We start from the raw sequence: 21,148 nt of genomic DNA, 5'->3' as shown, positions 1-21,148 counted from the left end.
CAAATTTGTTTAACTTTTTACAAAATAATTTAAACAAAATTTTTGTTAAAGTTGTTTCAAAAAAAAAACCACCTTAAAAAAGGTGGCCTTGATTTAAAGTATATAAAAATTAGTTTTTCACTTCTTTTTGTGCGTCTTGAATCATTTTTTCATTGGCAGTAATGGTAAACTCAACGCGTCTGTTTTTACTTCTTCCCTCCGGTGTATCATTTGTGGCAATAGGATCATTTGGCCCCATGCCTTTAGTTTTGAAACGAGCAGCATTCAATCCTTTGCTTACCAAATAAGCTCTTACTGAAGCAGCACGGTCTTCTGATAGTTTTTGATTGAATTCTAAACGACCAGTACTATCTGTATATCCGTAGATAACAATATCGGTGTCAGCATAACTTTGAAATACAGGCACCAACTTATCTAAATTTGTTTTAGCCGTTGGGGTTAATACTGATTTAGATGTTTCAAAATTCACAGAATTTTCACCTAAAACCAATACAATTCCTTCTTCTACTCTATTTACTTCTGCACCTGGCAAAGCTTGTTCGATTTCACGAGCTTGCTTATCCATTTTGTTACCAATCACACCTCCAACAGTTCCACCCACTACTCCACCAATCACGGCACCAAGAGCTGTGTTTCCACCTTTTCCTAAGTTATTCCCTAAAACTCCACCAATTATGGCTCCGGCAGCTACACCAATTGCAGCTCCTCTTTGTGTTTTATTTGTATTTTTAGCCGCTTCACATCCGGTTAGGATTGTTGCTAATGCAAATGAAACGACTATTGATAATGCTATTATTTTTTTCATACTCTTGCTTTTTACGTATTAATTTGTTTTTTGAAATTGATAAACTACATCAGCCATAGAACCACCAACTGTAATTCTATCCACTAATTGAAAAGAATTTTCAGATTGATTAGCAAGCTTCAACACATAACCCTCTCTAACTTTTTTTGCTTTTTCACCAGCATCAATTAATTTCATTACAAAATTACCATCTTTGTTTACCAACCATGTAATTGCAGAACTAAATGATGGACAACCGGATTTAGTTAAAGCCATTTGACCTTTGTTATTGTTGGATACAAACTTCCATGTACTTCCAACAAAGCATTGTGAATCAGCAATATCAAACGATGTTACTTTAATATATTCAGAACCAGGATAAGAAACAGCCGTTATCACCCAATTTCCTTTTAAAGCAACTTCCGTTTTAAAATCTAACTGAGTTGCGGTATTTGTTTTACAACCCATCATAAAAACTGAAAACAAAGTAATCATTAGAATTTTCTTCATCTCTTTACATTTTAAAATTGTTTACAAAGATACTTTCAAATCATAATATGCTAAATAAAATTAACAACATTTTTTGTCAAACTAATGCTACGACAAATTGTCAGGATTTATTAATTGGTATTGCTTTTGTTATATCTTTTTCCAAAATGTTTAACTTAAAATTCAAAATATGACAACCGGAAAAATAAATGTTTCTGTAGAAAACATCTTTCCTTTAATCAAAAAATTTCTATACAGTGATCACGAAATTTTTCTTCGTGAATTGGTTTCGAATGCTACCGATGCTACTTTAAAATTAAAGCATTTAACTTCAATCGGTGAAGCCAAAATAGAATATGGAAACCCAAAAATTGAAGTAAAAATCGATAAGGAAAACAAAAAATTACACATTATCGATCAAGGTTTAGGTATGACAGCCGAAGAAGTGGAGAAATACATTAACCAAGTTGCTTTTTCAGGTGCCGAAGAATTTTTGGAAAAATATAAAGATTCTGCCAAAGATTCAGGCATTATTGGTCATTTTGGTTTAGGTTTTTATTCGGCTTTCATGGTAGCTTCCAAAGTGGAAATCATTACCAAATCGTATAAAGACAAACCGGCCGCTCATTGGACATGTGACGGAAGTCCTGAATTTACATTAGTTCCACATGACAAAACCGAAAGAGGAACAGAAATCATTCTTCACATTGCAGAAGATTCATTAGAGTTTTTAGAAGACTTTAAAATTCGTGAATTGTTGAAAAAATATAACAAATTCATGCCGGTGCCCATTAAATTTGGAACTAAAAAAGAAACGTTACCATTACCGGAAGGTTCTGCAGAAGATGCTAAACCGGAAGAAATTGAAGTTGACAACATCATCAACAACCCCACTCCGGCTTGGACAAAAGCTCCAACAGAATTAAAAGATGAAGATTACAAAGACTTCTATCGCGAATTGTATCCAATGCAATTTGAAGACCCGTTGTTCAGTATTCACTTAAACGTGGATTATCCGTTTAATTTGACAGGAATTTTATATTTCCCAAAAATGTCGGCCGATTTACAAATTCAAAAAGACAAAATTCAATTGTACCAAAATCAGGTTTTTGTAACCGATAATGTGGAAGGAATTGTTCCTGAATTTTTGGTAATGCTTCGTGGTGTAATTGATTCACCTGATATTCCGTTGAATGTGTCGCGTTCCTATTTGCAATCGGATGGTAATGTGAAAAAGATTTCCAACTACATCACTCGAAAAGTAGCCGATAAATTGAAATCATTATTCAACGAAAACCGTGAAGATTTTGAACAAAAATGGAACGACATCAAAATCGTTTTGGAATACGGAATGCTTTCGGAACCTAAATTCTATGAAAAAGCAGGCGATTTTGTGTTGTATCCCACCGTTGACGAGAAGTATTTCACCTTAACTGAGTTAAAGGATAAAATCAGTGCCAATCAAACCGATAAAAACGGAAAATTGGTGGTGTTATATGCTTCTAACAAAGAAGCACAACACAGTTACATCGACATTGCTAAAGAAAAAGGCTATGAAGTATTGTTGTTAGACAGCCCGATTGTATCGCATTTGATTCAAAAACTAGAAGCTGACAATGAAAACTTGACTTTTGTGCGTGTCGATTCGGATCACCTTGACAAATTGATTCAGAAAGAAGATACTCAGATTTCAAAATTATCGGAAGAAGAATCAACCAAATTGAAAACGGTTTTAGAAGAATTAGTACCAAAAGCAACTTATACCGTTCAACTAGAAGCAATGGACAGCAATGCCGCACCCTTCATGATTACCCAACCGGAATTCATGCGACGTATGAAAGAAATGAGTCAAACCGGCGGTGGCGGTATGTTTGGTATGGGTAATTTTCCGGAAATGTATAATTTAGTAGTGAATACTAATTCTAATTTAGCCACAACAATTTTATCAACCGAAGACAAATCAGCTCAAGAACATTTGGTAAAACAAGCGATGGACTTAGCCAAAATCTCGCAAGGATTATTGAAAGGCGAAGAATTGACAGCTTTTGTGAAGAGAAGTTTTGAGATGATTAAGTAAGAAAAAAGAATATAGAGAATAGAGAAAAGACCTGTGAGTGGAAACTTGCAGGTTTTTTTTGATCAAAGGCAAAAGCTTTTTGAATTTTTTAATGAATTATAAATACTTCATTGTTAATTGTAATTTTTATATATTAGCTAAAATTTATGCATTTTGAATACAAAAATACATTTAACCTATTGTCATCGAAAACCGGAACGTTCCTTTTTTTGGAAAGGAAAACAATTTCCTGTTTGTGCCAGATGTACCGGAATTCACATAGGTTATTTATCAATGCCAATTTTTTTATTTGGATTTTTAACGTTCAATTTTTGGATATCGATATTAATGATGATTCCTACTTATTTGGATGGTACAATTCAAGCAATTTACAACAGAGAAAGTAATAATTTCATTCGAGTTACCTCCGGATTTATTGCTGGTGTAGGCTCAATGTCATTAATTTCAATTGTTGGGAAAAAAATTGGCGATTACATTTTACTAATCATTTAAACTATATATTATGTCAGAAAATCAACAAAATCAATCAGATCAAAATCAAGACAAGTTAAACACCGGACTTACCGTTTTATCTTTTTGTATCCCACTTGCTGGAGCAATTATTTATTTTATGAAAAAGAAAGATGAACCAAAATCTGCTCAAACGGCTTGTTATGCAGCACTTATTGGTATGGGCGTATCTTTAGTATTAAATATTGCTTTACGCGTAATGGGAGGAGTATAATAGTACAATATTACCCAACCAAAATAAATGAAGTCATTGTCAAAGTATGTATTTTTGACAATGATTTTTTTTAAATTATTATTCTTTGAATTTTGAATAATGTTTAACAACTTTTGAACTTGAAACCTGAAACCAAAGAAAATGACCCTTACCATCGACACTCCAGCCCTACTTTTTTCTGCCACTTCTTTGATTTTATTGGCCTATACCAATCGGTTTTTGACCATTGCTCAGATTGTAAGAGGTTTAAAAAAGACATACGACGAAAAAGAGAACAAAAGCATCTTGATTGAAATTGCCAATTTAAATCTGAGATTAACGTTGATTCGCTATATGCAATTGGCCGGTGTGCTCAGCTTATTTCTTTCTGTTTTTGCGATGTTGATGCTCTTTTTTGAATACCAATTACCGGGCATTATTCTTTTCGGAGGAAGTTTACTGATGTTACTTATTTCCCTTGGCATTTCTTTTTGGGAAATTAGCATTTCTGTTAAAGCATTACGTGTTCATTTAAAGGATTTGGTGGATTAAAACGCTTCAATAACTACCAGATAAATTGGCATTCCAATTGTGATATTAAAAGGAAAAGTAACCGCTAAAGCCATCGGTACAAAAAGTCCGGGATTCGCTTTTGGAACAGCAATTTTCATGGCAGCGGGCACGGCTATATAAGAAGCACTTGCTGCTAAAACGGCAAACATAAATCGGTCACCAACTGAAGAGGTTACAAATCCACTCAAAATAGCAACTAAAGTACCATTAAACAAAGGAATTAAAATAGCGAACAAGGCTGTAAACCATCCGCCTTTTAGAAAGTCAGAGATCTTCTTTCCGCAGACGATTCCCATATCAAGAAGAAAAATAGCCAAAAAACCTTTGAAAATATCTGTTGTAAAAGGTTTAATGCCCATTGCTTCTTTATCACTGGCTAAAAATCCAATGAGTAAACTTCCGATGATTAAAAAAACACTACCATTTGAAAATGAATGCTTAACAATGGAAAATAAATTCCCGTTACACGATTCTTTTGAGCCAAACAAGCGAATTAAAATTACACCAATAATAATGGCTGGAGCTTCCATCAAAGCCATCACGGCTACCATGTGACCATTGAACGTAAGGTTTTGAATTTCTAAAAATGAAACTGCAGTTACAAACGTTACAGCACTAACAGAACCATAAGCAGCCGCAATTGCTCCAGAATTTTCAATAGATAATTTCTTTTTGAGAATGAAAAAAGTATAAAGCGGAATTAATATCGCAACAAAAATTCCGAAAAGTAAAGACCACAAAATTGAAACATTCAATTCGCTATGCACCAATTCCTGACCTCCCTTAAACCCTATAGAAAACAATAAATAAAGTGAAATAAATTTTGAGGAGTTCTGTGGAATTTCCAAATCGCTTTTGAACTTTACCGCCAAAACACCTAATACAAAAAACAATAATGCAGGGTTGGTTAAGTTTTCGATTAATAAATTTAGATTCATTCAGAAAAAATATTAGTTGATGTGTAATTCATTTCGCTCCAACAAGCTCTTGATAAGCGATCATTTATCGATTTCCCAATACCAGAATCCGGAAATTTTTGAGCTATAATAAGTTCTAAGCCCATTTCATCCAATTGATGCATGTGAGCGTATAAATTTTTAGCCGCCTCAAAAACATCTCCATTTTCTGATAAGTTCTTAGCAATGTATCGTGAATCTGGCAAATTTTCATTCCCAAAAATAAGTAAGCCAATTTTAGAACCCAGCATTTCATTTGCTCTTTTAAGAGGTTGCTCACTCATTATCATTTTTGTTTTTGGAGCATAATGTTTGTGCAACATTCCGGGAGCTTTGGGCTGATTTTCATCTACATTTAAAAGTTCTACTTCACCAACTACAGACTCAATCATCTCTTTAGAAATAACTCCTAATCGATATAAAATAACTTTTCCATTTTCAAAACCAACGATTGTTGATTCAATTCCTTTTTCGCACTCACCTCCATCCAATACAACGTTTAACTCTTTTTTAAAATAATTCGCCACATGTTGTGCAGAAGTTGGACTAATTGAACCAAAAGGATTTGCACTTGGTGCAGCCAAAGGAAAACCAACCCGTTTAATCAATTCTAAAGTCATTTTATGATTCGGCATTCTAACTGCTACCGTCTTTTTTCCGGCTGTAATACAATCTAAAATGGTGCTCTTTTTTTCTAAAATTAAAGTTAGCGGTCCAGGCCAAAATTTTTCTGCTAATGTATAAGCAATTGGCGGAATATTCTCAGCCACTTCTTCCATCGAATCAATTGAAGCAACATGTACAATCAACGGATTAAAAGCCGGTCGTTTTTTGATTTCGAAGATTTTTTTTACGGCATTTTCATTGTAAATGTTGGCCGCTAAACCATAAACAGTTTCAGTGGGAATAGCCACCGGATCACCTTTTTTTAAATACCAAGTTGCTTTAGCAAGTGATGTTGTTATTAATTTTTTTTCTTTAGGGATTGCAGTATTGGCAATATTCAGGAGATTCAAAATTTTTTCCATGTGGATATTCTTTTATGGTTGTGTGGGCACATTTTTTACATTCATATCGAAAAGCTAGTGTGGATGATGTAGGCGAATGACACCATTCGCAACGTAAACCTTTAATTACTTCTTCTACATCATAGCCGGGTGTTTGACAATTAGGACAAAATGAATTGATTTTTTCTAGTAGTTTTTCTGCTGCCTTTTTAATCACATTCATTCGTGTTGGATTACGATGGGCTCGCATATCTGTTTCCACAAATACACTCCCAAAATGACTCTTTAAAGCGAGAAAATGAGTCATCAAATGTTCCCAAGTGTCAATATCTTTAATAACAGTAGAAAAATTCTTTTCAGCATCTTTCAAGATTAAGCCGTGAGATGGAAACATAGCTTTTTTGGCAAATTCTTCCAAATTTCCCCATGAAGAAATGGTTTCTGCATTGAAATTTGTTTCTAAACTTATTTCACGAGCAACTATTTCTAAATTGTTTATTTTGTCAATTAAAACTAATAATTCATCATCAGCATGAGCGAGAAACAAGGTAGGATGAGGACCAAAAGAACCTTCAGAAGCAATACCTAAATCATAATCGTATTGATTCATTGCTCTAAGGCATTTATCTTTTACCGTTTCATAAGCCGATTTTTGCCGATTAATTTCTCCCGAAAACGTACCAAATTGATCTGAGTCAAAATCTGTTGGAACAAAAATTTGAACACCCAATTGTTCAACTATTGGTTCAATGACTTTCTCTTTTTGATGCTTTGTTGCAATGATTAATTTTCTATCTTGAAACCAATTCATTTTGTTGGTTTTTTGCTTTGCAAACCACTTCTACTTTAGCTGAAATAGAAATTGAGATTTCGTTTTTGTCCATGGCATTAAAAAAATGCTCAACATCCGCCATTGAATGTTTTAATTGAGAAATTCTAGTTTTGGAATGCGGTAAATCTTTTCCAAATCGTTCAGCAGCACTAAACAATTCTAATTCATGATAACTGATTTTGTATTTTACCAAATTCAATAAAACTGATTTAGCATCTTCAGGTAAAAAATTACCATTAATCAAATCGAATGTTAACTCCTTTTTCATATCAATTTACTTTTAGATTTAATTCTTTTAATAATAATAAGGTCACTAAAATCGCAATTCCGGTACTCATTTTAAATTCAATATTTTCATAATTTACAATTGTCAAACAGAAGCTTGTGAGTAACCAAACAAAACACAAAAACAACCAAAATTTGTAATATTTCTTAACCATGATTTTATTTTTTTGCAAAGTTTTAAAATTAATTCCATATATTTTTATTTATATTTGTAATGCAATGCATAAAAAATATTTATGAATTATACTTTACATCAATTGATTATCTTTTTGAAAATCGTAGAAACAAAAAGTATTACGAAAGCTTCAGAAGTATTACACCTCACTCAACCTGCTGTTTCCATTCAGTTGAAAAAATTTCAAGATCAATTTGACATTCCGCTAACAGAAGTAATTGGTCGTCAATTGTATGTTACCGATTTTGGTAAAGAAATTGCAGAAACCGCAGAAAAAATTGTACATCAAGTTCAAGAAATAAATTACAAAACATTAGCCTATAAAGGTCAGCTTTCCGGAAGGTTAAAAATTTCTGTAGTTTCAACCGGAAAATATGTAATTCCTTACTTTATTGCTGATTTTTTAAAAGAAAATAAAGCAGTTGAATTAGAATTAGATGTAACGAACAAAGCTAAAGTAATTGAAAGTTTGCAAAGTAATGAAGTTGACTTTGCTTTGGTTTCCTTACTACCAGATAATTTAGAAATTGATAAAATTGATTTGATGGAAAACAAATTATACTTTGTAGGAAATAATGAATTTATTTATTCCAATGAAAAAAATGATAAATCCATTCTTCAAGATATCCCGATTATTTACCGTGAAAAAGGTTCAGGCACTCGCCAAGTGATGGAAAGATTTTTGGAACACAATAAACTTCAATTGACTAAAAAAATGGAATTAACATCAAATGAAGCGGTGAAACAAGCTTTAATAGCCGGATTAGGATGTTCAATTATGCCGCTAATCGGTATCAAAAATGAATTAAACAATGGCGATTTACACATTATTCCCATCAAAGGTTTGCCACTAAAATCGACTTGGCAACTCATTTGGATGAAACAAAAAAATCTTTCTCCGGTTGCCAAAGCATTTACAAATTATTTGACAATTCACAAGAATCAAATCATTCAGGAGAAATTTTCATGGATGTAATTATTCCACAATCCACAACAATACCGGTTTTTCAACTTGTTTTAATTTTTCATCTAAAACAACCATAAATTCATCGGAAACGGCAGGACAGCCCCAACTCAACGGTGAATATCTCGGATAAATTTCTTCGTCTGAAACAGCAGACCATGAATGTAAAACTACTACTCTATTTACAGCATTATTGTTGGAATTTTCTAGACCATGTAACCAATATTTCACATTTATTCCCCACGAACTATAATCGCGTTTACCCACTTTAAATTTTCCTTTCATGGAACAATGACTGTTGAACTTATTGCTGAATTTCGTTTTTTTATATTTTTCTGGATTAACTTCAAAAACATCACAAGCCCCGTGGGTTACCAATTTTTGATGCATAATTTTTTTTGTTTTGAAATCATACACAAAAAATCGGTTTTTACCGGAATGGACACTCATGTCAATTAAAAAATAAAAATCCTCATTAAACTTGTTTTCTTGGCAAAAAATAAGTGCTTCTTTATGAACGGAATTATAATCTCTTTCATGCTCTATTGACTGAGAATAATTGCATTTGAGTAAAACAAAAAAAATGAGTAAAAAAGTATTATTCATGAAGAGTTTTTTTTATTAACACAAAAAACTATTAAATCGTATATTGAAAAGAATAAATCCAACTGACTTACTACTGATAACTGTTAACTGACAACTTTTAACTATCTTTGCCGGCTTTTAAAAATAAATTATGTTTGGAAATCGAGTATTGAAAGGAGTGTTTTTAGTTGGATTGGGTGCAACAAGTTATGGTATGCTGGCCACGTTTGTTAAATTGGCTTATCAGGAGAATTTTACCACCGCTGAAGTGACGACTGCACAATTTGTCTTAGGAATTTTGGGTGTATTACTTATTAATTCATTTCAACGAATTCAACATAAAAACATAGCTATAAAAGCAACCACCAAAAATATTTTTCAACTCATGCTTGCCGGGACTTCGCTAGGAATGACAAGTGTTTTTTATTATTTATGCGTCCGTTTTATTGATGTTTCTATTGCCATTGTTCTATTAATGCAAACCGTTTGGATGGGCGTTTTGTTGGAAATGATTTTAGATAAAAAACTCCCATCTACTCAAAAAATTATTTCAGTATTTATTGTATTAATAGGAACTGCTTTGGCAACGAACCTATTAAAAAACGAAATAGAATTGGATTGGCGTGGCATTTTTTGGGGAATGTTGGCCGCAACATCCTTCACAACAACAATGTTTACGGCTAATCGAGTTGCACTTGGTATTTCTTCCGCTCAACGTAGTTTATATATGTTATTGGGTGGAGCTTTGATTGTTTTTGGTTTTTCTTTAGCTACACAAAACACGCCTTTTAATTTTGATATTTTCTTAAAATGGGGAATTGTATTAGCTCTATTTGGTACGATAATTCCACCTATGTTATTGAATGCCGGTTTTCCTTTGACCGGAATTGGACTAGGTAGTATTGTATCTTCTTTAGAATTACCCGTTTCTGTTTTAATGGCCTATTTTTTACTGAATGAACAAGTAAATTCATGGCAATGGTTGGGTATAATCTTGATTATTGTAGCCATTATCATTATGAACATTAATTTAAAATTGAAAAAAAATTAATAGAATTATTTCTACATTGTTAATTTATTAACATTTTTTTTATAAATTCGTGGCAGTCATAACGATTGTTCTATGGATTTACCTTGGCATTTGTATTGTATGGCGGTTATTTACTTCATAGCCGGATGTAACCATTTTAGAAATCCTAAACTTTACATAAAAATTATTCCTGAATATTTTCCCAATCGAAAATTACTGAATATCCTTTCCGGTTTAATCGAAATTATTTTAGCGATTTTATTGTGTATTCCACAATTTACTTGCTATGCATCTTGGGGAATCATTTTACTTTTACTTGCTGTTTTTCCCGCCAATCTTAATATGTATCAACATAAAAAAGCTTCACTTGGTTTGCCAAAGTGGGTTTTGCTTTTGCGTTTACCTTTTCAATTGTTATTGATTTTTTGGGCTTATCTGTATACAACTATTCATTAATCTAACCTTACTATAACATGAAAAAACTATTTGCAGAATTTTTTGGAACCTATTGGTTGGTTTTTGGCGGATGCGGAAGTGCACTTTTTGCAGCCGGAATTCCAAATTTAGGTATTGGCTTTGCCGGAGTTTCACTAGCTTTCGGTTTGACTGTTTTAACAATGGCCTACGCTGTTGGACACATTTCGGGCGGACATTTTAATCCGGCAGTTTCGTTTGGACTTTGGGCCGGAGGAAGATTTGACGCTAAAGATTTGATTTCGTATATTATTTCTCAATGTATTGGTGCTTTGGCCGCTACAGCAACGCTTTATTTTATTTTAAATGGTCAAGATAATTTTCTAGGAATAGACAATACACAAGCAGGAGCTTTTGCCTCCAATGGATATGGAGCTTTTTCACCATCCGGTTATTCAATGAGTGCCGCTTTTGTAGCCGAATTTATTTTAACCATGTTTTTTCTTTTGGTTATTTTGGGGGCAACTGATAAATTCGCCAACGGAAAATTTGCCGGAATTGCCATTGGATTAGCCTTAACCTTGATTCATTTAATCAGTATTCCAATTACGAATACATCTGTAAATCCTGCACGTTCAACGTCGCAAGCTATTTTTACAGGTGGAGAACCGTTAATGCAGCTTTGGCTATTTTGGGCTGCTCCTATATTGGGTGCTATTGCAGCCGGAATTATTTATAAAAAAGTATTACAAAACCACGAAAACGAATAAATTTCAACCATAAGTATTCTTAAAAGCGATGGATTTTTCTATCGCTTTTTTTTTTAAATTTACAAAATGAACACACTTTTTTCAAAAGAAATTCTTCATTTCAATCTTCCTGATGCTGATATAACTTATTATCCGGGATTTTTTGATTTAGAAAAAGCAAACGAATTGTTTTTCAAACTCAAAACAGAAATTCCTTGGCAGCAAGATGATATTACCGTTTTCGGAAAAACCTATGCTCAACCGAGATTAACCGCTTTGTTTGGCAATGAAGGAAAACCATATTCCTATTCAAACATCGTCATGCATCCACACAAATGGAATCCATTGTTGATGTTTATAAAAAATGAACTGGAAGAAATTTGCCAAGAACAATTTACTACCGTTTTATTAAATTTATACCGAGACGGAAAAGACAGTAACGGTTGGCATTCTGATAATGAAAAAGAGTTAGGACAAAATCCGGTTATTGCATCTGTAAGTTTTGGTGCGGAACGAAGTTTTCATTTACAACATAATACCCTCAAAGAAGCTAAACTTAAAATTAATTTAGAACACGGAAGTTTATTGATAATGAAAGGAAAAACACAACATTTTTGGAAACATCAAATTCCGAAAACAGCCAAACCTATTGGAGAACGAATCAATCTAACCTTTCGAGTAATTAAATAAAAAATGGCAAATAATACCTCACAACACAATTTAGGAACAGCAGCAAATCTTCTTGGATTTTGTCTTTTTGTCATAACTTCGCTTCATATTTCTGATAAGATTGAATCAAAATTAATAAATCAACTCACTGCAATTATTGCCATTGTGTTGACAATTTCTTGTATTTTTTCATTTATATCAATACGTTCAAAAAAAGATAAAATTGAAGAAAAGCTAGAAACAATAGCCAATTATTTATTTTTAACTTCATTAATAGGTATTCTCATTATTATCCTATTAATTACCTTCAACCTAATTAACTAAAATCATGAGTAAAGATATTTCAAACCTTTTAGAAGCAGAGAAGGAACAATTAAAAAAACTGCAAAAAATAGTACAGAAGACAATTGATGATGAGAATTTAATTCTTGAAAATCTACTGCATCCGCCAACTGAAATCTTAAGTAAAGGTCAAAAAATTTCTGATAAAGTTGCCAATTTTGGTGGAAGTTGGATTTTCATCATTTCATTCATGAGCTTTTTAATAATTTGGATTATTATTAATTATTTCTTGCCAGAAAAAGACAAATTTGATCCTTATCCTTTTATTTTGATGAATCTTATTTTATCTTGTATAGCTGCACTCCAAGCTCCAATTATTATGATGAGTCAAAATAGAGTGGAAGAAAAAGACCGAAAAAGAAGTGAAAATGATTATATGATTAATTTAAAATCAGAAATTGAAGTTCGAGCGTTACATGATAAAATTGACTTACTTTTGGAAGAACAGATTAAATTGCTTTTTGAAAGTCAAGCCAAACAATTAGAATTGCTAAAATCAATAGAGCAAAAATTAAACGCAAAATAAACATTAAAAAAACAATACGTTTTGGAAACAATTATCAACTATTTCGAAACCATTCCTTCTCTTCATCGCGGATTAATTTTGGTTGGCGGAATAACTCTTTTTTGGCTTATTGAAAATGCTTTTCCGCTTTTCAAATTTAATTACAATAAAATCCAGCATGCAGGAATCAATATTTTTTTCACCATAACCACGATTGTAGTGAATTTTGTTATGGCATTTATATTGTTGTTAGCCGCCGATTTTTCTATTCAACAAAATTTTGGTTTACTGCAATGGTTGCCACAAATGAATATATGGATTTATACGCTTGTAGGATTGTTACTTTTGGATTTTATTGGGGCGTATTTGGTTCATTTAGTTGAACACAAAGTAACTTTTTTATGGCGTTTCCATCTCATTCACCATACCGATACATGGATTGACACCACTTCTGCCAACAGACATCATCCTGGCGAAAGTGTCGTTCGATTCCTTTTTACTGTTCTCGGTGTTTTGATTGTAGGAAGCCCAATGTGGATGGTTTTCCTTTATCAATCCTTATCCGTAGTGTTTTCGCAATTCAATCATGCCAATATTCCATTGCCCAAAAAACTAGATAAATTTTTGAGTTATTTTATCATTTCGCCTGATATGCACAAAGTTCATCATCATTACAAACTTCCCTATACTGATAGTAATTACGGAAATATTTTCTCGGTTTGGGATAGAATTTTTGGCACATATTCATATTTAGATAGAGAAAAAATCGTTTATGGAGTGGATACGCACATGGATCCAAAAGAAAACAATGCTCTTTCTAATTTGCTAAAAATTCCCTTTCAAAAATATCGTTCTCCTGAAAATGAATAAAAATTTTTAGGACAATGAAAAAGTGATTTATTTTTTTAGTAATATTGGTTAAAAATCTGAGAAACGTATCATAAATTAATTTGTGCTTTTGAACTAATGAAAAAAAGTAAAAGAGTAGAACTGACAAGCGAAGAAATCGATCGCGTTGTCAGTATGGCTCAAGAGGAAAGAAAACCTTTTGAAGTACTAAAAGTGGAATTCGGTATTTCTGAAAATGAAGTGACTGAAATAATGCGTAAAAGGCTTTCCAAAGATAATTTTGAACTTTGGAAAAAGAAAGTAACGGCAAGCAAACCCAAGCCTAAACCGATTGTAGATGATTTTGATGATGATTTAGACAGTAAATATTACATCAAAAATAAATTTGATTAAGTTTAATTTAACTCTTGTTCAGCAAGAGTTTTTTTATTTTATAATTTAATTTGTTTCAAATTTTAAGTATGAAGAACTTTTCTGATGAAGCGATAGACCGAATCATAGAAATGGCGTGGGAAGACAGAACTCCGTTTGAAGCCATTGCCTTTCAGTTCCAACTTTCTGAACAGGAAACAATTGAACTCATGCGGCGAGAAATGAAGCCCTCCAGTTTCAGAATGTGGCGTGAACGAGTACAAGGCAGAAAAACCAAACATTCCAAACTAAGAGAAGATGAAGTAGGTCGTTTTAAATGCACGCTACAAAGACAAATTACCCATAATAAAATTTCAAAAAGAAGATAAATTTTACACTCTTTTTAGGTTGATATTTTGTATATTTCGTGAAAATTTATAGCAACTTATTCATGAAAAATTTTTATTCATTTATTCTTTTTTTTGCTACTATCCTTTCCTATTCGCAAGAAGTTACCGGTGACTGGTATGGAAATTTATCAGCCATGGGAAGCGAAATAGGTTTCGTTTTTCAAATCACCAAAAACGGAGACACATTTAGCGGAACGATGAGTGTACCCCAACAAAATGCGAATGGAATTCCACTTTCTTCAGTAACGTTTAATGATAACACATTAATAATAAAATTTGATCCTGCGGGATTAAATTATAGTGGCAAACTAAACAATCGTCAAATCGATGGAACATTTTCTCAAAACGGCATGACCTTTCCTTTGGCTTTGACCCGAGAAAAACCGGAAGCTAAAAAAATAAATCGGCCACAAGAACCTAAAGCACCTTTTCCCTATGAATCGGAAGAGGTAACATTTGAAAACAGTTTAGAAAAAATTACGCTTGCCGGTACATTCACCTATCCAAAAACAAAAAACTTTCCCGTAGTAATTCTCATTTCCGGGAGTGGTCAACAAGACAGAAATGCAGAAATTTTTGGTCATAAACCCTTTTGGGTAATAGCCGATTATTTGTCTCGAAACGGAGTCGGCGTGTTGCGATTAGATGATCGTGGAGTCGGAAAATCCGGTGGCGATCCGAGTACCTCAACTAGTTTAAACTTCGCCTCTGATACTGAAGCGGCATTTCAGTTTTTGAAAAAAAATCCAATAGTTAATGCAAAGAAAATTGGGTTAATCGGACATAGCGAAGGAGGAATGATTGCTCCAATTGTTGCTGCCAAAAATCCATCATTTCAATTTATTGTTTTGTTGGCAGCCCCTGGCATTCCATGTGATGAATTGCTGTTAGAACAATCTTATCTTATCGGAAAATCATCCGGAATGAACGAAACTGAATTATTGGAAACCAAAAAAATCAATCAACAAATTTATACAGTTGTAAAAAGTGAGAAAAGTAATGACGTAGCTTTGGCTGAATTAGAAAGCATCTTTTTTGACATGTATAAAGATGATACTGCTTTTAATACCTTAGAAGAAAAAGACAAAAAAACAGTTGTTCAACAACAAATTAGTCCCTTACTCATACCGTGGTATCGTTATTTTATTCGATATCGTCCAGAGGTAAATTTGGAAAAAATTACCTGTCCGGTTTTGGTTTTAAACGGAGAAAAAGATCTTCAAGTTCCGCCACAAACCAATGTTGAAGGTATAAAAAAAGCGTTATTAAAAGCCAAAAACAAATCGGTAACCACAAAAGTATATCCTAATTTAAATCATTTATTTCAAGAATGTAAAACCGGAAGCGTTGAAGAATATGGCACAATAGAACAAACGTTTTCACCACAAGTTTTACAAGACATAAAAGACTGGATCATAAAGCTTCAATAACTAAAATCATATTCATTTCTTAAAACACTTTTTTATAAGGTGTTTTTTTTTGTTATTTGTAACAAAATAATTCACACGCTACTAATACAGCAAAAAAATAATTCATGAAAAAAACATTTTTCGCCCTAGTTCTTTCGAGCACCTTCTTTTTGATTGGAAATACTGAAGCTACTGCTCAAAACAAAAAAAACGAAGTAAAAGTTAGTTTAGATTTAGTCAACATTAATAATGATCGTGTTTCGGTAACGGTGATACCACCGGTTATTAAAACGAATGAAACAGTATTCTTTTTGCCCAAAATTATTCCGGGAACGTATTCAGAAGACGATTACGGAAGATATATTGATAATTTAAAAGCCTATGATGCTAAAGGAAATGAATTGGCTGTTGCAAAAATGGATGAAAATTCATGGTTGATTAAGGAGTCTAAAAAATTGGCAAAAGTGACCTATTTAGTCAATGATACGTATGATTCTGAATCAGGGACTCAATTTGGTCAAGGCGATATCTTTTCTCCAGCCGGAACAAACATTGCAGAGAATGACAATTTTGTGATTAATACGCATGCTTTTATTGGCTACTTTAAAGATTTAAAAGAATTATCTTATCATCTAACTATATCAAAACCGGCACATTTATATGGTGCCTCGGCTATGAATGATTTGGATAGTAGCAATACAGTTGATGTATTTACAGCTTCTCGTTATGCTGAAATAGTGGACAATCCGATTTTATACAGCAAAACACCAAGTGCTTCGTTTATGGTTGAAGACATGGAAGTGATTATTATTGTTCATTCTCCATCCGGACAATACAAAGCAGAAGATTTCAAGCCTATGATGGAAACAATGATGGCTGCTCAAAAGAAATTTTTAGGAAAAATCAATGCAAACAAAAAATATGCAATTCTATTATATCTTTCAGATTACGAAAAACAAGATGCAAAAGGATTTGGAGCTTTAGAACACAATACGTCAACAGTGGTTGTTTTTCCGGAAGCAATGCCGGCTGAACAATTGTCACAAAGCATGGTTGATGTGGTTTCGCACGAGTTTTTCCACATTGTTACACCTTTGAGTATTCATTCAAAAGAAATTCACTTTTTTGACTTTAATTCACCTAAAATGTCGCAACATTTATGGATGTATGAAGGAATCACAGAATATTTTGCCAATTTATTTCAAGTAAATCAAGGACTTATTGATGAAGATGAATTTTTTGAGAGAATGGCAGGTAAAATAACCAATTCAAAACGATATGATGACAACATGCCGTTTACCAAAATGAGTGCCGAAGTACTAAAAAAAGAATACAAAGATGCTTATTTGAATGTATATGAAAAAGGTGCTTTAATTGGCATGTGCTTAGACATTGAATTGCGTAAACTTAGTAACGGAAAATCAGGTATTTTGGATTTAATGGGTAAACTTTCAAAAGAATATGGTAGTTCAAAACCTTTTGAAGACAGTGAATTATTTGCAAAAATTGTAAGTTTAACCCATCCTGAAATTAAAACATTTTTAGACACTTATGTTTCGGGAAGTACTCCATTAAATTATGAAGATTATTTTGCCATTATGGGAGTTAGCAAAACCAAGAAACAAATTCCCGGAAATGTATTCTTAAAAGGGCAGTCACCCTACATTACTGTGAATCCAACTACCAAAGAAATCATTATTTTACCCGGAATTGAACTAAATGCATTCATGAAATCAATGCAGCTTCAAGGTGGTGATATTATTGTTTCCATAAACGATACCAACTATAATTTGGACAATATTTATGACATGATTGTAGGCAGCATGTCATGGCAAGAAAACGACCCGGTAACGTTTGTAGTAAAAAGAGAGAACAAAGAATTGACGTTAAAAGGAAAAGTGACTATTCCGATGGATGAAATTGATGGGTATCAATCTACAGATGAAACTAAAAAAGCACTACGTGATGCTTGGTTGAAAGGATAATACAAACAAAAACTTCTATATGAATCCCTGAATCGAAAGGTTCAGGGATTTTTTTTGATGAACACAGATTTACAAAATACAAGAAATAATGAGAAATATTGAATTTTACAAATTTCTACAATCTGTGTTCTTTCAATTCAATTTGAAATTTTAGGGTATCTTTTTAGCAAACTAACCCAAAAAAACAAGTTGAAATTTTCAAAAAATCCCTATTTTGCAACCAAATTGAAAAACATGAAGCAAGCACCTTATTTTACTGATGATACCATCGTTTTTGGATTATTACTATTCCTATTGGCATTTGTATTTTATACTGCCTCTATAAAAGAGGGTTTTTGGAAAAAGTTTTATGTTATTTTCCCTTCGTTATTAATGTGTTATTTGTTGCCTTCTATTTTCAGTTCATTAAACATTATTGCACCAGAGTGGATAGAAATTGGTGAAAACGGTGAAGAAATAACTAAAAAATCTTCTATCTATTTTGTTTCCAGTCGTTTTTTATTGCCGGCAGCGTTGGTTTTAATGACCTTAAGTATTGATTTAAAAGCCATGTTTAAATTGGGACCAAAAGCATTAATTATGTTTTTTACCGGAACCATAGGAGTAATCATTGGAGGACCAATTGCAATATTAATTGTTTCCATCTTCTCACCGGAAACAGTTGGCGGAGCTGATTTTGATGCCGTTTGGAGAGGTCTTTCTACCATAGCCGGAAGCTGGATTGGTGGTGGAGCTAATCAAGCTGCCATGTTGGAAGTTTTTAAATACAACCAAGAAAAATATGGTGCAATGGTTTTGGTTGATATTGTTGTGGCCAATATTTGGATGGCCTTTTTACTTTTTGGAATCGGACGAAAAGAAAAAATTGACCATTGGTTAAAAGCCGATAATAGTTCAATTGAAGAATTAAAAACAAAAGTTTCCAATTACGCTGCAAGTGTTTCGCGTAATCCAAGTTTAACTGATTTAATGATAATTTTAGGAATTGCTTTCACAGCGGTTGGCCTTTCACATTGGGGTAGTAATTCTATTTCTGATGCATTGAAAGCTAATTTTGAAGCAGTAAATGATCCTACAACATTTGTATCTACTTTTGGTGACCGTTTCTTTTGGATGGTTACATTTGCAACTTTTATCGGAATAGCACTTTCTTATACCAAACTTAAAGAATATGAAGGAGCCGGTGCAAGTAAGATTGGAAGTGTTTTTATTTACATTTTAGTCGCTTCTATCGGAATGAAAATGGACTTAGGTTCCGTTTTAAGCAATCCGGGATTGTTAATTGTTGGACTCATTTGGATGGCAATTCACGTAATTTTATTGATTATTGTAGCTAAAATAATTAAAGCTCCCTTTTTCTTCTTAGCTGTAGGAAGTAAAGCCAATATTGGTGGAGCTGCTTCTGCCCCAATTGTTGCCAGTGCATTTCATCCTTCTTTAGCTAGTGTTGGCGTTTTATTAGCCGTATTTGGCTATGTAATTGGAACGTATGGAGCATTATTATCCGCTTATTTAATGGAAATTGTAGCACCTTAAAACTTTAGAATTTATAAATTAACATGAAAAAACTAGTTGTATTACTCTCTGCAGTAGGAATTTTATTGGCCTGTCAAAACAAAGAAAACAAAGAAGGAAATTTACATCTTTCCGGAAATATCAAAGGATTAAAACAAGGTAAACTTTATATTCAAAAACTTCAAGATACAATTCTAACCGTTATTGATTCCATAGAATTTGATGGAAAATCAACCTTTGAAAGTCATTTAACAATTGAATCGCCTGAAATGTTGTATTTATTTTTGGATAGAGGACAAACCAATTCGATTGACAACAATTTAAGCATTTTTGCAGAACCCGGAAAAATGACTATCGACACAGATTTAGAATCTTTTTTTGCAAACGCAAAAATAAAAGGTTCAAAAAATCATGAATTATTTGAGCAATTTAAAAGCATCAATACTCGATTTAACAATCAACAATTAGAGTTGTTGGAACTTGAATTAAATGCCAAGAAAAACAACAATGCAAATCAAATGGACAGTATTCTAAAAGAAAAAGATAAAATTCTTAAACGAAAATATTTATACGCTATCAATTTCGCTTTGACGCAAAAAGACTATGAAGTGAGTCCGTATATTGCCCTTTCAGAATTTTATGATGCTCAATTAAAATATTTGGATACGATTCAAAAATCGGTTTCGCCAAAAGTAGCGAAATCCAAATATGGCAAAATGTTAGAAGATTTTATTGCAGAACGAAAAAAATCAGAATAAATGATATGTATTCATTTAATAAAAGAGAAAGCGATTTGTTTTCTCTTTTTTTATAAAATTTCAAATTAAAACAAAAAAAGGATAACCTTTCGATTATCCTTTTAAAAAATTGAGCCGATAGAGGGACTCGAACCCACGACCTGCTGATTACAAATCAGCTGCTCTAGCCAGCTGAGCTACACCGGCGTCTCAATGTGAGTGCAAATATAATTTTGAAAATGAATATTCCAAAACAAAAAAGCACTTTTTTTATCAAAAAATTCGATTAAAGTGCGTTAACTTTTTCAACTAACTGAATAGCAGCCGCTTCTAAATCTTTCTCTACTTGTTTTAAATGAGCTTTTCTGTTTTCTACTTTTTTGTCGTTTACTTTTACGATTAATGAATCAAAAGTAGCGATAGCCTCATCAATCAACGCATTTGATTGTTCTGTTGGCTTTCCGGTTGTAGTCATCTCATGGATATAAACTGCCTCAATAATATCTCCCATCACAAAGTTGATGTCCTTTTTCAGATTTTTAATACTTGCCATTTTTTATTTAATTTTAATTGCGGTGCAAAATTACACAAAATTTTATTAATTGACACAAATTACATGAATTAGCAGGAATTTTATACTTCACTAATTCGTGAGATTAGTGAAATTCGTGGCGAAATTGGATGAAAACTAATTGAGATATTTTGTTAGCCACTAATTACACGAATTTGCACGAATTAAAAATTTGACTAATT

Annotated in this window: 26 protein-coding genes and 1 tRNA gene; 18 read left to right on the top strand and 9 right to left on the bottom strand. The window is 32.7% G+C overall.

Annotation, left to right across the window (positions count from 1 at the left end; all coding sequences use genetic code 11):
• Positions 1-109: 109 nt before the first annotated feature.
• Positions 110-805, bottom strand: coding sequence for a YiaD family glycine zipper/OmpA-like lipoprotein (locus H601_RS0106165; RefSeq protein ID WP_026710691.1), 696 nt, complete (start codon positions 803-805; stop codon positions 110-112).
• 18 nt (positions 806-823) lie between these two features.
• A complete protein-coding gene (locus tag H601_RS0106160) occupies positions 824-1,294 on the bottom strand; it encodes a lipocalin family protein (RefSeq protein ID WP_026710690.1) in 471 nt (156 codons plus the stop codon).
• A 169-nt stretch (positions 1,295-1,463) separates the two neighbouring features.
• Between H601_RS0106160 and htpG the strand changes: the two genes are divergently transcribed.
• The 4 genes from htpG to H601_RS0106140 all read left to right on the top strand — a co-directional run bounded on the left by htpG (position 1,464) and on the right by H601_RS0106140 (position 4,605).
• Positions 1,464-3,350 (top strand): molecular chaperone HtpG, encoded by a 1,887-nt coding sequence (gene htpG / locus H601_RS0106155; RefSeq protein ID WP_026710689.1) that lies wholly within the window; start codon positions 1,464-1,466, stop codon positions 3,348-3,350.
• A gap of 153 nt (positions 3,351-3,503) precedes the next feature.
• The gene (locus H601_RS0106150) at positions 3,504-3,842 is read left to right on the top strand and encodes a DUF2085 domain-containing protein (RefSeq protein ID WP_026710688.1); all 339 of its coding nucleotides are present in this window, start codon (positions 3,504-3,506) and stop codon (positions 3,840-3,842) included.
• 10 nt (positions 3,843-3,852) lie between these two features.
• The gene (locus H601_RS0106145) at positions 3,853-4,074 is read left to right on the top strand and encodes a hypothetical protein (protein WP_026710687.1); all 222 of its coding nucleotides are present in this window, start codon (positions 3,853-3,855) and stop codon (positions 4,072-4,074) included.
• 141 nt (positions 4,075-4,215) lie between these two features.
• The gene (locus H601_RS0106140) at positions 4,216-4,605 is read left to right on the top strand and encodes a DUF2721 domain-containing protein (protein WP_026710686.1); all 390 of its coding nucleotides are present in this window, start codon (positions 4,216-4,218) and stop codon (positions 4,603-4,605) included.
• Here H601_RS0106140 and H601_RS0106135 read toward each other — a convergent pair.
• From H601_RS0106135 to H601_RS15350, 4 genes are read right to left on the bottom strand one after another with little or no spacing between them, the layout of a single operon-like run.
• Positions 4,602-5,564 carry a sodium-dependent bicarbonate transport family permease gene (locus H601_RS0106135; protein ID WP_026710685.1) on the bottom strand — a complete coding sequence of 321 codons (963 nt, stop codon included), beginning with the start codon at positions 5,562-5,564 and terminating at the stop codon, positions 4,602-4,604. The genes H601_RS0106140 and H601_RS0106135 overlap by 4 nt on opposite strands.
• The gene (locus H601_RS15355) at positions 5,561-6,610 is read right to left on the bottom strand and encodes an L-threonylcarbamoyladenylate synthase (RefSeq protein ID WP_051220677.1); all 1,050 of its coding nucleotides are present in this window, start codon (positions 6,608-6,610) and stop codon (positions 5,561-5,563) included. Before H601_RS15355 ends, H601_RS0106135 begins: the two co-directional genes overlap by 4 nt.
• A complete protein-coding gene (locus H601_RS0106125; protein ID WP_026710684.1) occupies positions 6,561-7,400 on the bottom strand; it encodes a DUF6671 family protein in 840 nt (279 codons plus the stop codon). The genes H601_RS15355 and H601_RS0106125 overlap by 50 nt, the downstream gene beginning before the upstream one ends.
• Positions 7,381-7,689 carry a hypothetical protein gene (locus H601_RS15350; RefSeq protein WP_035655604.1) on the bottom strand — a complete coding sequence of 103 codons (309 nt, stop codon included), beginning with the start codon at positions 7,687-7,689 and terminating at the stop codon, positions 7,381-7,383. The genes H601_RS0106125 and H601_RS15350 overlap by 20 nt, the downstream gene beginning before the upstream one ends.
• A gap of 253 nt (positions 7,690-7,942) precedes the next feature.
• Here H601_RS15350 and H601_RS0106105 point away from each other — a divergent pair, with 253 nt between their 5' ends.
• The gene (locus tag H601_RS0106105) at positions 7,943-8,857 is read left to right on the top strand and encodes a LysR family transcriptional regulator (protein ID WP_026710683.1); all 915 of its coding nucleotides are present in this window, start codon (positions 7,943-7,945) and stop codon (positions 8,855-8,857) included.
• On the opposite strand, the gene H601_RS0106100 is transcribed toward H601_RS0106105, so the two are convergent.
• Complete coding sequence (locus tag H601_RS0106100) at positions 8,858-9,451, bottom strand: murein L,D-transpeptidase catalytic domain-containing protein (RefSeq protein WP_026710682.1); 594 nt, start codon at positions 9,449-9,451, stop codon at positions 8,858-8,860.
• A gap of 130 nt (positions 9,452-9,581) precedes the next feature.
• Between H601_RS0106100 and H601_RS0106095 the strand changes: the two genes are divergently transcribed.
• The 13 genes from H601_RS0106095 to H601_RS0106035 all read left to right on the top strand — a co-directional run bounded on the left by H601_RS0106095 (position 9,582) and on the right by H601_RS0106035 (position 20,416).
• Positions 9,582-10,481, top strand: a complete 900-nt coding sequence (locus H601_RS0106095) for an EamA family transporter (RefSeq protein WP_026710681.1) — start codon at positions 9,582-9,584, stop codon at positions 10,479-10,481.
• Positions 10,482-10,553: 72 nt separating this feature from the next.
• Positions 10,554-10,916 carry a DoxX family protein gene (locus H601_RS0106090; RefSeq protein ID WP_026710680.1) on the top strand — a complete coding sequence of 121 codons (363 nt, stop codon included), beginning with the start codon at positions 10,554-10,556 and terminating at the stop codon, positions 10,914-10,916.
• Positions 10,917-10,933: 17 nt separating this feature from the next.
• Complete coding sequence (gene aqpZ, locus H601_RS0106085) at positions 10,934-11,644, top strand: aquaporin Z (RefSeq protein WP_026710679.1); 711 nt, start codon at positions 10,934-10,936, stop codon at positions 11,642-11,644.
• Between the two features lie 66 nt (positions 11,645-11,710).
• Complete coding sequence (locus H601_RS0106080) at positions 11,711-12,313, top strand: alpha-ketoglutarate-dependent dioxygenase AlkB family protein (RefSeq protein WP_026710678.1); 603 nt, start codon at positions 11,711-11,713, stop codon at positions 12,311-12,313.
• A 3-nt stretch (positions 12,314-12,316) separates the two neighbouring features.
• Entirely contained in the window at positions 12,317-12,616 is a 300-nt protein-coding gene (locus H601_RS0106075; protein ID WP_026710677.1) for a hypothetical protein, read from the top strand.
• Between the two features lie 4 nt (positions 12,617-12,620).
• A complete protein-coding gene (locus tag H601_RS0106070) occupies positions 12,621-13,160 on the top strand; it encodes a DUF1003 domain-containing protein (RefSeq protein ID WP_026710676.1) in 540 nt (179 codons plus the stop codon).
• Between the two features lie 21 nt (positions 13,161-13,181).
• Positions 13,182-14,009, top strand: a complete 828-nt coding sequence (locus H601_RS0106065) for a sterol desaturase family protein (RefSeq protein ID WP_026710675.1) — start codon at positions 13,182-13,184, stop codon at positions 14,007-14,009.
• A gap of 96 nt (positions 14,010-14,105) precedes the next feature.
• Entirely contained in the window at positions 14,106-14,381 is a 276-nt protein-coding gene (locus H601_RS0106060) for a TIGR03643 family protein (protein WP_026710674.1), read from the top strand.
• A gap of 68 nt (positions 14,382-14,449) precedes the next feature.
• Positions 14,450-14,728, top strand: coding sequence for a TIGR03643 family protein (locus tag H601_RS0106055; protein WP_035655602.1), 279 nt, complete (start codon positions 14,450-14,452; stop codon positions 14,726-14,728).
• A gap of 62 nt (positions 14,729-14,790) precedes the next feature.
• Entirely contained in the window at positions 14,791-16,179 is a 1,389-nt protein-coding gene (locus H601_RS0106050; protein WP_026710672.1) for an alpha/beta hydrolase family protein, read from the top strand.
• 104 nt (positions 16,180-16,283) lie between these two features.
• Entirely contained in the window at positions 16,284-18,143 is a 1,860-nt protein-coding gene (locus H601_RS0106045) for a M61 family metallopeptidase (protein WP_026710671.1), read from the top strand.
• A 234-nt stretch (positions 18,144-18,377) separates the two neighbouring features.
• The gene (locus H601_RS0106040; protein ID WP_026710670.1) at positions 18,378-19,679 is read left to right on the top strand and encodes a DUF819 family protein; all 1,302 of its coding nucleotides are present in this window, start codon (positions 18,378-18,380) and stop codon (positions 19,677-19,679) included.
• 23 nt (positions 19,680-19,702) lie between these two features.
• Complete coding sequence (locus H601_RS0106035) at positions 19,703-20,416, top strand: DUF4369 domain-containing protein (protein WP_026710669.1); 714 nt, start codon at positions 19,703-19,705, stop codon at positions 20,414-20,416.
• A 112-nt stretch (positions 20,417-20,528) separates the two neighbouring features.
• Here H601_RS0106035 and H601_RS0106030 read toward each other — a convergent pair.
• Positions 20,529-20,602 (bottom strand) — tRNA-Thr (locus H601_RS0106030).
• A 79-nt stretch (positions 20,603-20,681) separates the two neighbouring features.
• Positions 20,682-20,948, bottom strand: a complete 267-nt coding sequence (locus H601_RS0106025; protein ID WP_026710668.1) for a hypothetical protein — start codon at positions 20,946-20,948, stop codon at positions 20,682-20,684.
• Between the last annotated feature and the right edge of the window lie 200 nt (positions 20,949-21,148).

The organism is Flavobacterium filum DSM 17961, from assembly GCF_000425465.1.
GTDB lineage: Bacteria > Bacteroidota > Bacteroidia > Flavobacteriales > Flavobacteriaceae > Flavobacterium > Flavobacterium filum.
This window is presented reverse-complemented; position numbering and strand designations above follow the sequence as displayed.